The sequence below is a fragment of the Knoellia tibetensis genome (assembly GCF_048606415.1).
In the GTDB taxonomy this organism is placed as follows: domain Bacteria; phylum Actinomycetota; class Actinomycetes; order Actinomycetales; family Dermatophilaceae; genus Knoellia; species Knoellia tibetensis.
On sequence record NZ_JBMBWF010000001.1, the window covers coordinates 1411252 to 1423092 of the forward strand.

Genomic DNA, 11841 nt, shown 5'->3' on the forward strand with positions numbered 1-11841 from the left:
GGCCGTCCTCATGCGGCGGCTCGACAGCCTGCTGCGCGACCCGCCGCCGACGCCGCGACCGGTCGACGACCCCGGCCCGTTCTTCCACGGGACGCGTGCCGACCTGCAGCCGGGAGACCTGCTCACGCCCGGCTGGGGCACCAACTACGGCTCGGGCAAGGCCTCGCGCAACATCTACCTCACGGCGTCGCGGGACGGCGCCCCGCTCGCCGCAGCCCTGGCGCTCGGCGACGGCCCGCCGCGGGTCTACCGGGTCGAGCCCGTCGGGACGATCGAGGACGACCCCAACGTCACCGACAAGCGGTTCCCCGGCAACCCGACCCGCTCCTACCGCACCAAGGAGCCGCTGCGCGTCGTCGAGGAGGTCACCGGGCTGACGTTCCCGCCGGACGAGACGGTGCGGCACATGCGCGCTCGCATGGCCGAGCTGCGGGAGCTCGGCGTCGAGGCGATGGACGACTGACGGGCGCGGCGTCCGGCGTCAGACGGCGCCGAGCGAGCGCCAGTAGGCGTTGAGCGCACCGTTCGTCCTGCCGGGCGCCCCCGGCGACAGGACGGGGAGGACGTGCCCCAAGATGTGCCCCATGCGCAACCCCCTCGACAGCCGCTACATGGACCTCGTCCGTCTCCTGCGCCGCTACGGCCGGTCCGACCTCATCTCGGGGGCGCAGCTCGACGAGTTCGCCGCGGACGGCCCCGACGCCGACGACCCGGTCACCGGCGACCAGGAGACCGCGGAGCGGTTCGCGGCCGACCTCGAGCGGATGGGGCCCACTTTCATCAAGCTCGGGCAGCTGCTGTCGACGCGCTTCGACCTGCTCCCACCGGCATACACGACGGCCCTGACCCGGCTCCAGGACACGGTGGAGCCGATCCCCTTCGCCGAGGTGCGCGAGGTCGTCGAGCGAGAGCTCGGCGCCTCGATCGGGGACCGGTTCAGCGACTTCTCGGTGGACCCGTTGGCGTCCGCCTCGATCGGCCAGGTGCACGCCGCGACGCTGCGCAACGGGCACGAGGTCGTCGTCAAGGTCCAGCGACCGGGGGTGCGCGAGACCGTGCGGGGGGACATGGAGGTGCTGGCCCGCCTGGCGACCGTCGCCGACAGCCGCACGGAGGCGGGTCGCCGCTTCGGCTTCGGGCAGCTCCTCGGCCAGTTCAGGCGGTCCCTGGCGGGGGAGCTCGACTACCGGCGAGAGGCCAAGAACCTCGTGACCTTCGGGCGCCTCACCGAGGACTACGAGCACCTCGTCGTGCCGCAGCCGGTGATGGAGTACACGACGAGCAGCCTGCTCACCATGGACCGCATCGAGGGGCGCAAGGTCACCGAGATCGGGCGGTTCGGTCTCACCGACCTCGACGCCCGGCCCATCGTCGAGGAGCTCTTCCGCGCCTACCTGCGGATGATCCTCGACGAGGGCGTGCTCCACGCCGACCCGCACCCCGGCAACCTCCTCCTCACCGACGACGGACGGCTGGCCCTGCTCGACCTCGGCATGACCGCGTCGGTCTCGCCGCGCCTGCAGGACGAGGTCGTCAAGCTGCTGCTGGCGATCAGCGACGGTGACGGCGAGGAGACGGCCGCGATCCTCGCGGCGATGGGCCACCCGGTCGAGGGCTACGACGCCGCGGCCTTCCGCGACGACGTCAACCACCTCGTCTCCGAGGCCGTCGCGAGCGGCGCCGACCTCGAGGTCGGCACGGTGCTCGTCGACCTCAGCCGCGTCTCAGGGGTCCACGGCCTGCGGCCGCCCGCCGAGATGTCGATGATCGGCAAGGCGATGCTCAACCTCGACCAGGCGACCTCTCACCTTGACCCGACCTTCGCCCCGGCCGAGTCCATCCGCGACAACGTCATGGAGATCTTCGCCTCGGGTCTCAAGACCTCGCCGGGAGGTCTCCTCTCGGCGGCGATCGAGGCCAAGGACTTCACCGCCCAGCTCCCCCGCCGCGCCAACCGGATCCTCGACGCCATGGCCGACGGTGAGTTCCGGCTACGGATCGACGCCATCGACGAACAGCGCCTCCACCTCGTGCTGCAGCGGGTGGCGAACCGGCTCACACTCGGCCTCATCATCGCCGCCATGCTCGTCGGCGCGGCGTTCATGATGCGGGTGCCCTCGACCTGGACGGTGCTCGGCTACCCCGGGATCGCCATCATGTTCTTCCTCCTCGCGGCGGTCGCCGGCATCGTCATGGCCGGCTGGATCATCGCCACCGACCGCAAGGTCGCGCGCGCCGACCTCCACGGACAGGCTCCACCGCGCTGAACCCGCCGGTCCCGCCGGTCCGGCCGGTCAGCCGGGTCGGACAGTGAACCCGCCCGCCCGGTGGACATGGCAGCAACGTGACCACATCTGGCCGAAATCCGTGCGAAGGGTGTCGCACCCTCCGCCTACCGTTGCACGGGTGACCACGCTCTCGAACGGCGCCGCACCACCGCCCGTCGATCCCACCACGGCCGGCCCGACGGCCACCCGGCCCGCGTCCGACGTGCCCGCCTCCGCCGCGACCACGGCCGACCCGACCACGGCCGACCCGACCGGCGGAGCCCTCCAGTGGCGGGTCCTGCTCGCCATGGCGGTGACGCTCGTCCTCTGGGCCTCCGCGTTCGTCGCGATCCGCCACCTCGGCAAAGACGTGCCTGCGGGTGCACTCTCGCTCGGCCGGCTCCTCGTGGCCTCGCTCGCCCTCGGGGTCCTCGTCTTCCGGCGTCGCCCGACGTGGCCGGGGCGGGGCGACTGGTGGCTGCTCGTCGTCTGCGGTGTGGGCTGGTTCGGCATCTACAACCTCGCGCTCAACGAGGCCGAGCGCCGCGTCGACGCCGGCACCGCCGCGCTCATCGTCCAGATCGGACCGCTCCTCGTCGCGCTGTTCGCCACCGTCTTCCTCGGCGAGCGGATGACCCGGTGGCTGCTCGCCGGCATGGTGGTCGGCTTCGCGGGGGTCGCGGTGATCGCCCGGGGCTTCTCGGGCGAGGGGTCAGGCGACACCGTCGGGGTGTGGCTCACGGTCCTCGCGGCGGTCACCTACGCGATCGGGGTCCTCGCCCAGAAGCCGTTGCTCGGGCGGCTGCCCGGCGCCGAGGTCACGTGGATCGCGTGCGTCATCGGCACGGTGACCTGCCTGCCGTGGACGGGGCAGCTCGTCGACGTCGTCCGCGTCGCCGACGCCTCGACCCTGCTGTGGATCGCCTATCTCGGGATCTTCCCGACGGCGATCGCCTTCACGACGTGGGCCTACGTCCTCTCGCGCGGCGACGCGGGCAAGGTCACGCTGACGACCTTCCTCGTGCCGTTCATCGCCACGCTCATCGCATGGGCCCTGTTGTCCGAGGTGCCCCCAGCGCTCACCTTCGTCGGGGGCGGGCTCGCCATCGTCGGCGTCCTGCTCACCCGCCGTCGACCGCGAGCACGGCGGACGGCCTGACCGCCCCCGACCCTTCGCGGCCGGGTTCGGGCCGCGAGATCGCGCGCCGACTCTGGGACGATCTCCCCATGACCCTCGATGCCACCGACCTCACCCACCTGCGGCGCTGCGTCGAGCTCGCCCGCGAGGCCCTCGACGCCGGGGACGAGCCGTTCGGCTCGGTGCTCGTCGACGGTGAGGGACGTGTGCTCCACGAGGACCGCAACCGCACCAAGGACGGCGACCAGACGCGCCACCCGGAGTTCGAGCTCGCCCGCTGGGCTGCGACCCACACGGACCCGGCCGACCGGTCCGCCTGCACCGTCTACACCTCGGGGGAGCACTGCGCGATGTGCTCGGCCGCCCACGCGTGGGTCGGCCTCGGACGCATCGCGTATGCCGTCTCCACCGAGCAGCTCGGCGGCTGGCTCCGCGAGTGGGGAGTCGGGCCGTCGCCGGTCCTGCCCCTCTCCGTCGAGCAGGTCGCTCCCGGCGTAAGGGTCGACGGTCCGGCACCCGAGCTCGAGGACGAGGTGAGGGCGCTGCACGCCCGGATGCACGGCATACGCGAGCCTGACGGACAAGCCTGAGTCGCCGGCGCGACGCACGCAAGAGCCAGACCCGCGCCCCTCCTCAGGCGGTCTGCTCGCGCAGGTAGCGGCCGAAGTGCGGCACGGTGAAGGCGATCCGCCCGCGCTCACCCGAGTAGATGAGGCCCTTCTTGAGCAGCGCGTCGCGCGCCGGCGAGAGCGACTGCGGTTTGCGGCCGAGGTGCGAGGCGACGTCCGCGGTCGGCACCGACTCGATGTCGTCGAGCTCCTCGACTCCTCCCTCGGCGATCGCGACGGCGACGTCGGCCATCGCCCGCAGGTACTCCCGCTCGCCGGGCGTCGCCCGCTCGAACCGCGAGCCGAAGAACCCGACGGCGAGCTCGGCCTCGGCCTCCGGCGCCGCCACCCGCACGTCGTCGGCGGTCACCGGCGACTGCGGCGCCCTGTCCCACGCGGCCTTGCCGTAGGCCTGGATGAAGTAGGGGTAGCCGCCTGTCGCGGCATACATCGCGTCGAGCGCGTCGATCTCGTAGGCCGCGCCCTCCTCCTCCGCCGGCACGACGAGGGCGGCGTCGGCCGCCGCGCGCGGGAGCCGGTCGATCCGCGAGTAGCGGAAGAGCCTCTCGGAGTAGGACTTCGACGCCGACAGCACCGCGGGCAGGTGGGGCAGACCGGCGCCGACGACGATGACCGGCAGCCCTGACTGCGAGATCTCGTGGCAGGCCGCGCACAGCGCCGACACGTCGTCGGGCCCGAGGTCCTGCATCTCGTCGATGAAGACGGCGATGCCGCGGCCGGTGTCGGCGGCGAGCCCGCCGACGTCGGTGAGCAGCTCGACGAGGTCGATCTCGATGTCGCCGGAGTCGGCGCGACCCGACGCGGCCGGGGCGTCGATGCCGGGGTTCCACTTCTCGCGCAGCTTCGTGCCGGAGGGGGCGTCGCGCTGGGCGAAGGCCTTGATGACGCCGAGGACGTGCTGCACCTCCTCGTCGCTGGCGTGGCCGAGCTCGCGCACCGCCTGGTGCAGGGCCGACGACAGCGGCCGGCGAAGCGACTGGTCGGGCCGCGCCTCGAGCTTGCCCGTGCCCCACTTCGCGCGAACAGCGGCTGACCGCAACGCGTTGAGCAGCACCGTCTTGCCCACGCCGCGCAGCCCGGTGAGGACGATCGAGCGCTCGGGCCGCCCGCGGCGCACGCGTTCGAGCACGACTTCGAAGGCGTCGAGCTGCTCGTCGCGACCGGCGAGCTCGGGCGGGCGCTGGCCGGCGCCGGGGGCGTAGGGGTTACGGATCGGGTCCACGATGGCACCGTATCCGCATGTCTAGGGCGGACGGCATACATCCGAATAACGGCGTATGCCGTGTCGCGCCGCAGGTGGCCGTTAGCCTTGAGTGCCGCGCAGCCGGTCCAGGACGTCGTGGCGCATGTCGCTGACGATGTCGTCGTCGACGCGGACGACCGGGCTCATCGTCGGCCAGAACTCACCGTTGATGCGGAGATGCACCGCCCCGCCCTCCTGGAGGTCGCCGCGCACGCCGCAGCGGCCGGAGACGGGCGGGTGCCCCGGCTCGTCGAGGAGGACCATCCAGTGCGGCGTGCGGCCGAGGAGGAGCAGTGCGAACCACTCGTCGCCGACGTCGCGGATGAGCCGGTAGTCCCACTCCGACGTCACCGGCCCGACCGCAGCCCGCCGCACGGCGAGCCACGTCGTGAGCGCACGCCACCCGGCCCACGCGAGGGCGGCCGCGGCGCCCGCGGCGAGCCCTGCCCGCAAAGGCCCGGGGATTCCGTCGACGAGCCACGCGCCAGCGGCCAGCACCGCGGCAGGCCACCAGCGAGCGCTTCCGAGCGCCATGAGGAGTGGGGCGTATGCCGGCTGGTCCGGCGCCGCGCCCGTCCCGGACGCCTGCCACCCCTCACGCACCGCGAGCGCGTCGAGGAGCGCGAGGAGGTCGGCATCGCTCGACACCTCGACGGGTGGGGCCACGGTGACAGCCGCCGCCGCGATCGGCGCGAGCCGCACGGGCGGTCGACGCAGCCTCGCGGTCGCTCCGACGACGACCCCGACCCCGGAGGCGATCGCGGCGAGGCCGGTGATGAGCGTCAGCCCTTCGTAGGTCCCCTCGTGGTCGAGGGCCGAACCCTCGAGAGGGCTCGCCAAGGCGCGGATTCGGACGGTGTCGCCGACGGCGGGGAAGGGCTCGTAGCAGTCGATCTCGGCGTAGTTCGGCAGGGCGTCTGCGCCGCCGGGCGCAGGCCAGCGGACGCCGCAGTCGGTGTAGCCCTCGTCGGGATGGTCGACGAGCCGCACGAGCGTCGCGTCGACGTCGTGGCCCATCGCCCAGAGGGCCTGGAAGCCGGTGAAGGCGAGCAGTGCCAGCGCAACGAGCACCAGAGGAGTCGTGGGGAGCGCTGCCCGGAGCCGCCGCCAGCGCCCCGCCGGACGCGGGGGCCGGTCGAGCTGGGCCTCGAGCGCGGGGCCCCACTCCTCCACGGCACCAACGAGGTGGCGGCCCCCTGCCGCGTCGACGAACCCCCGCTGCTCCGCGAACTCCAGCAGCTCCTCGTTGACACCGACGCGCCGCTGTCCGGTGCTGCGGAACGCCGCTCGGGACACCCGCAGGTGCGTGCCCGGACCGATGACGACGACGTCGTCTCCGTCCACGAAGGCTCGCCCCCGGCGCTGGGCCTCACCCGACCCGACGAGCACGGGCACGGTCACGGCGCGCCCGGCCCTGGCTGCGGTGGCACCGCGTGCTGCCGAGCGCTCGGCCACCGCGGCCGCGACCGCGCCCACCACGGTGCCGCAGGCGAGCAGGCCGAGCATGAGGAGGACGTCGTCGAGCGCGATCACGCAGGCACCCTAGGGACCGGCGTCACCGTGCGGGTGCAGGTCGGGGGGCGAGATGCCAAGTCGTGACCGGGCGCGGCACCGGGCCGGTCGCCGATGCGGTTTCGATGCGCTTCCCATGCGGTTCCGATGGGATGCCGGTGAACCGCCGGTGGGGTGCCGCGCCCCCAGGCACGCGGCACCCCACCTTGCTGGCTGCAGCATCGGACGTGCCGCTGCGAAACCACTGCGGATCCGCTGCGGTTCCCTGCCGCGCGACCGAGGTCAGCGGATGTTGTAGCCCCGAGCGCGCCAGAAGTCGTTCGGGTTCGGGTTGTCGAGCGTCGAGTCGCTGCTGCGGGCCGCGAGCGTCCTGTAGCCGATCCGCATCTCCACGTGCGTGTGCACGCCACCCGCACCACGGGACGCCTCGGTGCCGATCTTCTCGTCCCGCGCGATCGACTGGTTGACGCGCAGGGTGTCCAGCGGGTTCGAGTGCAGGTAGACGATCGTCTTGTCGAACGTCGCGTTGTAGATCGCGATCGTCGACATGCCGTAGGCGTCGGACTCCACGACGTTGGTCACCGTGCCGCCGATGAGGGCGCGGACGGGCGAGCCGGAGGCTCGTGCGATGTCGATCCCCTCGTGGCGGCCGGAGGTGCTGCTGTAACCGTCGAAGCCGGCCGTGATCCGGCCGCCGTCGAGGTTGTAGAGGCTCCACGACAGGTCCTCCGACGCCACCAGGCTGGCCGCACCGGTCTGTCCTGCCGTGGCACCGGCCGTCGGCACGGCGACCGAGATCAGGGCCGCACCCAGCACCGCACTGGCGAGACCGGCATACGCACGCTTTGTCTTCACTGCGCTCCTCGAGGATCAGGGGTCCGCGAACCCCACTGTGGCGAGGCGACCGCCCCGCCACCACGAAGACTTCGGTATGCCGCTGCGTTTCGGCTGCGGGTGCGCTGCGGTCGTCGGGCCGGGAACCGCAGCGGGCAGCGGCGCGTCCAACTCGCACACACACCAGGAGGTTCTCGTGCGACGACGCCGGGCCGTGCTCGCCACCGCCATTCTCGTGACGCTCGGCGCGACGAGCGCCTGCGGCACGCAGACGACGAGCTCCGGGGCCACACCCACGCCGGCGCCGACGGCCTCACCGTCGCCGTCGTCCCCGATGGGCACCGTCGTCGACCTCGGGAAGGAGGTCGTGGGGCGCGGCATGCTCATGCAGGAGTCTCCGACTGCCGACGTCGAGCTCTGCCTCGGTGCGATCCAGACCTCGTGGCCGCCACAGTGCGGCGGCCCGATGATCGACGGCGAGGTCGACTGGGAAGCCCTGGGCGCGGAGCGGGGCAACGGGCTCACCTGGTCGGAGATGGACGTGTGGGCGGTCGGGCACTTCGACCCGGCGCGCGGGACGTCCGGCACCCTCACCCTGACCCGCCCACTCTCCCTCACGCCGCCCACGGGGGTCACGCTGCCGCCGCAGCTCACGAGCCCTCGCTTCCCGCAGCTCTGCGACGACCCGTATGCCGGTGGCGGACGTCCCGGGGGCGGCTCGCCCGAGGCGCAGAACGCTCTCTCGGAGCGGCTCCGAACCCTCGACGGCTACATCGGTTCTTGGGTGTCCGACGGGTCCTCGATGTTCAACGTGCTCGTCACCGGGGACGCGGCTGCGGCCCGCGAGACGCTGCGCGCCATCTGGAAGGGCGGGCTCTGCGTCGAGCAACGTCGCGATCTTCCGAGCGACGCGACCGTCCGCGCCGCGCAGAACGCGCTGTCCTCCCTGCCCGGGCACCAGGCCTCGTGGAGCGACGCCACCACGGGCGTGCTGCACCTCGAGGTGCTCGTCCTCGACGAGGCCACGCGGAAGCGGATCGTCGACGCCGTCGAGCCGTGGCTCGACGAGGAGCAGGTGCGGGTGACGAGCGCCTTCACCGCACTGCCCTGACGCGTGGAGCAGCGGGACGGCGGGTCGGGTCGGCTCGGGTCAGGGAACCTGCGGGTCGCTGCCGTCGGCGGTCTCCATCGGCTTGCCGGCCGCGTGCCAGCCGCGCATGCCACCGTCGAGGTTGGCGACCTCGTAGCCCTGCTGCTCGAGCCAGGGCAGGGTGCGCGCGACGCGGCCGCCGCTGCGGCAGGTGACGACGACGGTCTCGTCGCGTTCGAGGAAGGGGGCGAGCTCGTCGACGCGCGCGGGCAGCTCGCTCATCGGGATGTGCAGGGCGCCGGGCGCGTGCCCGCGGTCCCACTCGTCCTGTTCGCGGATGTCGAGGACCACCGCGTCGTCGGCGAGGTCGGTCGGCTGCACCTGGAGGAACTGGCTCATGCCCTCGACGCTACGCGATGAGGCGCACCCGCTTGCGTCCGGCAACCTGACGGCATGGCCACCACACTGCCGGACGCAAGGAGGGAAGGGGTCAGTCGGCGTGGGTCTCGGCCGCGATGGTGTCGGCGATCTTCTGCGCGTCGGTCCGGCTCGATCGGAGCTCGCGTTGCGGCGCCGCCTGCTCCTGCTGGAGCCCGCGCACGCCGTCCTCGATGACGAAGGTCGCCCGGGTGAAGGCCTCGGCACCCGGCGTCGTCACGAAGGGCACGCACTGGAACCGCGCAGTCATCTCGGTCGGCGTGATCGTCGTCGAGACGTAGCCGCGCAGGTTGGTCCAGAAGCGGAGGTTGGGGTTCCACGCAGCCCACGGGTGGGTGCCGTCCGCCTCGTCGTAGCCGTTGCCACCGGACGTGATCGACGACGTGACGAGCTCGGAGCCGACCGGCTTCGTGCTGCCCACCGCGTCGTAGTCGAGGTAGAGGTCGCCGGCCCAGTGGGCGTGGACATCACCGGTGAGGACAACGGGGTTGCGCACGCCCGCGTCGACCCAGCCCTGGGTGACGCGCTGGCGCGAGGGGCGGTAGCCGTCCCACGAGTCCATCGACACCGTCGTCGCGGCGCTCGGGTCGTTGTCACGACGGCCGAAGAAGACCTGCTGGCCGAGGATGTCCCACCGCTGCCGCGAGTCGCGGAACCCGTCGAGGAGCCACCGCTCCTGGTCGAGGCCGGGCAGCGAGCGCGACGGGTCGTCGGCGGCCGGGCAGTCCTTGTAGCCGTCGTTGCACGCCTGGTCGCTGCGGTACTGGCGCGTGTCGAGCATGTGCAGGGTCGCGAGGTCGCCCCACGTGCTGCGGCGGTAGAGGTCGAGGTCGGGGCCGGCGGGCACGGAGCGCCGCCGCAGCGGCATGTTCTCGTAGTAGGCGCGGTAGGCCGCGGCCCGGCGCTCGACGAAGCCGGGTCGCTCAACGGCGCGGTCGGCGATGTCGTCGGCGTAGTTGTTGTCGACCTCGTGGTCGTCCCACACGACGAGCCACGGCGCCGCGGCGTGTGCGGCCTGGAGGTCGAGGTCGGTCTTGTACTGCGCGTGCCGCTGGCGGTAGCCGGCGAGCGTCGTCGTCTCCGGCCCCGCGTGCGTGCGCCCGATGCCGGTGCCGCCGCCTTCGTACTGGTAGTCACCCAGGTGCAGCACGACGTCGGGCCGCTCCGCGGCCAGGGCTGCGTATGCCGTGAAGAGACCTGCCGGGTAGTTCGAGCAGGACGCGAACGCCATGTGCAGCGACGTCGGGGACGAGCCCGGCGCCGGGGTCGTCAGCGCACGGCCCGACCGCGACAGGTGCGGGCCGAGGCGGAAGCGGTAGAAGTACTCGCGGCCGGGCTGGAGCCCGGCGACCTCGACGTGCACCGAGTGCGCCCATGCCGGGTCGGCCGTCACTACACCGGCCCTCACGACGTCGTCGAAACGCTCGTCCGACGCGACCTGCCAGTTGACCTGGAAGCGCGAGGTCGGCATACCTCCTCGTCCGTCGGCGGCGAGCGGCTCCACGGCGAGGCGGGTCCAGATGACGAAGCCGTCGGGCTCCGGGTCGCCGCTCGCGACACCGAGCGTGAAGGGGTCGGAGCGTGGGATGACGGCGGCGGCGGTGGGGCGTGCGTCGGCGCGAGGAGCCCCGCTAGCGACGCCCGCAGCTCCGGTGACGAGCGCGGCGGAGCCGACGGCGAGGCCGGCGCGGAGGGCTGTGCGGCGTGTGGCGTCCATGCCGAGCACCCTTGCGGCACAGCGCGACCAGCGAGGGGCGTGCAGACGGACAGCGGGTGAACCCTGCGTCAGCGCTCGGTCTGCAAAGCATTCACCTCACGGGCGGCGCTACTTGAGGAACTTGCTCGTGCGGCGGTCGGCGAGCGGCTTGCCGCCGGTCTGGCAGGTCGCGCAGTACTGCAGCGACGAGTCCGCGAACGACACCTCACGCACCGTGTCACCGCACTCGGGGCACACCTGGCCCGTCCGGCCGTGGACGCGCATCCCGGCGCGCTTGGCGTCCTTGAGCTCGGCGGCCGGCTTGCCCGACGCCGCGAGGACGGCCGCCGACAGCGTCTCGCGCAACGCGGCATACAGGCGTTCGGTCTGCTCGTCGTCGAGCTTGGACGCGATGGCGAAGGGCGACAGCTTGGCGACGTGGAGGATCTCGTCGGAGTAGGCGTTGCCGACGCCAGCGAGGATGTGCTGGTCGCGCAGGACGCCCTTGACCTGGGCGTTGCGGCTGCCGAGGATCGCGCGGAAGTCGCTGAGCGAGAACGACTCCGCGAGCGGGTCTGGCCCCAGCGCCGCGATGCCGGGCACCTCGTCGGGTGAGGAGACGATGTATGCCGCGAGCGACTTCTTCGTCCCGGCCTCGGTGAGGTCGAAGCCGGACCCGTCGGACATGCGCACCCGCAGGGCGATCGGCGACTTACCAGGACGGAGTCGCGTCTCGGAGAGCGACTCGGACCAGCGCAGCCACCCGGCGCGGGCGAGGTGGAAGACGAGGTGCGTCCCGCCGCAGTCGAGGTCGAGGAACTTGCCGTGCCGCGACACCGAGTCGACCGGCGCACCGACGAGCGCCTCCGGCGGCGGGTTGAACGTCTTGAGCACAGAGATCGACCCCAGCTCGACGCCGGTCACGGCCAGGTCGGCCGTGCGCGACGCGAGGAAGTCGACGAGCGCCTGGACCTCGGGCAGCTCGGGCATGGCT

The 11841-nt window shown here is 72.6% G+C and carries 11 protein-coding genes; 5 read left to right on the plus strand and 6 right to left on the minus strand.

Annotation, left to right across the window (positions count from 1 at the left end; all coding sequences use genetic code 11):
• Window positions 1-10 precede the first annotated feature (10 nt).
• The 4 genes from arr to ACOJV7_RS06750 all read left to right on the plus strand — a co-directional run bounded on the left by arr (window position 11) and on the right by ACOJV7_RS06750 (window position 3995).
• A complete protein-coding gene (gene arr / locus ACOJV7_RS06735; RefSeq protein ID WP_420190382.1) occupies window positions 11-463 on the plus strand; it encodes an NAD(+)--rifampin ADP-ribosyltransferase in 453 nt (150 codons plus the stop codon).
• A 121-nt stretch (window positions 464-584) separates the two neighbouring features.
• Window positions 585-2267, plus strand: a complete 1683-nt coding sequence (locus tag ACOJV7_RS06740; RefSeq protein ID WP_420189362.1) for an ABC1 kinase family protein — start codon at window positions 585-587, stop codon at window positions 2265-2267.
• 139 nt (window positions 2268-2406) lie between these two features.
• Complete coding sequence (locus tag ACOJV7_RS06745; protein ID WP_420189363.1) at window positions 2407-3426, plus strand: DMT family transporter; 1020 nt, start codon at window positions 2407-2409, stop codon at window positions 3424-3426.
• Between the two features lie 68 nt (window positions 3427-3494).
• Entirely contained in the window at window positions 3495-3995 is a 501-nt protein-coding gene (locus ACOJV7_RS06750; RefSeq protein WP_420189364.1) for a nucleoside deaminase, read from the plus strand.
• A 43-nt stretch (window positions 3996-4038) separates the two neighbouring features.
• Here ACOJV7_RS06750 and ACOJV7_RS06755 read toward each other — a convergent pair whose 3' ends face one another.
• From ACOJV7_RS06755 to ACOJV7_RS06765, 3 genes are all read right to left on the minus strand, one after another.
• Window positions 4039-5256, minus strand: a complete 1218-nt coding sequence (locus tag ACOJV7_RS06755) for an ATP-binding protein (protein WP_420189365.1) — start codon at window positions 5254-5256, stop codon at window positions 4039-4041.
• Window positions 5257-5337: 81 nt separating this feature from the next.
• The gene (locus ACOJV7_RS06760) at window positions 5338-6810 is read right to left on the minus strand and encodes a hypothetical protein (RefSeq protein WP_420190410.1); all 1473 of its coding nucleotides are present in this window, start codon (window positions 6808-6810) and stop codon (window positions 5338-5340) included.
• A 261-nt stretch (window positions 6811-7071) separates the two neighbouring features.
• Window positions 7072-7644, minus strand: a complete 573-nt coding sequence (locus ACOJV7_RS06765) for a M23 family metallopeptidase (RefSeq protein ID WP_420189366.1) — start codon at window positions 7642-7644, stop codon at window positions 7072-7074.
• A 175-nt stretch (window positions 7645-7819) separates the two neighbouring features.
• On the opposite strand from ACOJV7_RS06765, the gene ACOJV7_RS06770 reads away from it, so the two are divergent.
• Complete coding sequence (locus tag ACOJV7_RS06770; RefSeq protein WP_420189367.1) at window positions 7820-8734, plus strand: hypothetical protein; 915 nt, start codon at window positions 7820-7822, stop codon at window positions 8732-8734.
• A gap of 39 nt (window positions 8735-8773) precedes the next feature.
• On the opposite strand, the gene ACOJV7_RS06775 is transcribed toward ACOJV7_RS06770, so the two are convergent.
• The 3 genes from ACOJV7_RS06775 to ACOJV7_RS06785 all read right to left on the minus strand — a co-directional run bounded on the left by ACOJV7_RS06775 (window position 8774) and on the right by ACOJV7_RS06785 (window position 11837).
• Complete coding sequence (locus tag ACOJV7_RS06775) at window positions 8774-9112, minus strand: rhodanese-like domain-containing protein (RefSeq protein ID WP_420189368.1); 339 nt, start codon at window positions 9110-9112, stop codon at window positions 8774-8776.
• A gap of 91 nt (window positions 9113-9203) precedes the next feature.
• Window positions 9204-10868, minus strand: coding sequence for an alkaline phosphatase D family protein (locus tag ACOJV7_RS06780; RefSeq protein ID WP_420189369.1), 1665 nt, complete (start codon window positions 10866-10868; stop codon window positions 9204-9206).
• A 108-nt stretch (window positions 10869-10976) separates the two neighbouring features.
• A complete protein-coding gene (locus tag ACOJV7_RS06785; protein WP_420189370.1) occupies window positions 10977-11837 on the minus strand; it encodes an Fpg/Nei family DNA glycosylase in 861 nt (286 codons plus the stop codon).
• Window positions 11838-11841 lie beyond the last annotated feature (4 nt).